At 52.4% G+C, this 740-nt stretch carries 2 tRNA genes and 1 rRNA gene; all 3 read right to left on the bottom strand.

Annotation, left to right across the window (positions count from 1 at the left end):
- Positions 1 to 77 (bottom strand) — tRNA-Asp (locus JK198_RS16720).
- A gap of 170 nt (positions 78 to 247) precedes the next feature.
- Positions 248 to 323: transfer RNA gene (locus tag JK198_RS16725), tRNA-Thr, on the bottom strand.
- 14 nt (positions 324 to 337) lie between these two features.
- Positions 338 to 453: ribosomal RNA gene (gene rrf, locus JK198_RS16730) — 5S ribosomal RNA — on the bottom strand.
- Positions 454 to 740 lie beyond the last annotated feature (287 nt).

Genomic DNA, 740 nt, shown 5'->3' on the forward strand with positions numbered 1-740 from the left:
TGGCGGAACGGACGGGACTCGAACCCGCGACCCCCTGCGTGACAGGCAGGTATTCTAACCAACTGAACTACCGCTCCACCGATTCTGTACTGATTTCAGAAATTGTCTGAATTCAGGTATTTCACCTTTTACCCGTCACGGTAAAAGTCACGACCGTTATTACGGTCTGAATTGGATGCCTGGCAGTTCCCTACTCTCGCATGGGGAGACCCCACACTACCATCGGCGCTACGGCGTTTCACTTCTNTGGTGCTGATACCCAGAGTCGAACTGGGGACCTCACCCTTACCAAGGGTGCGCTCTACCAACTGAGCCATATCAGCACGCAAAATTGGATGCCTGGCAGTTCCCTACTCTCGCATGGGGAGACCCCACACTACCATCGGCGCTACGGCGTTTCACTTCTGAGTTCGGCATGGGGTCAGGTGGGACCACCGCGCTCTAGCCGCCAGGCAAATTCTTGCTGCTGTGTCCTGTGTCTTTTTCACTGATACTGTGTTGGCTTCACTCGCGCTGTTCAGTCACATACCAATGTATGTTCCTTCTCATCACTTGCTTGCCGCCTTGTCTCAGCAAAAAATCCTTCGGACTCATGTCCGCAGGGCACTGCTAATTCTTAAATTGCTCAATCAGGAACTTCGCTGAAAATTCTTTGCGTCTCTCGCAAAACGCCTCTGGCGTTGTAAGGTTAAGCCTCACGGGTCATTAGTACCGGTTAGCTCAATGCATCGCTGCACTTA

This window comes from Tatumella sp. JGM91 (genome assembly GCF_018257575.1).
In the GTDB taxonomy this organism is placed as follows: Bacteria; Pseudomonadota; Gammaproteobacteria; order Enterobacterales; family Enterobacteriaceae; genus Tatumella; species Tatumella punctata.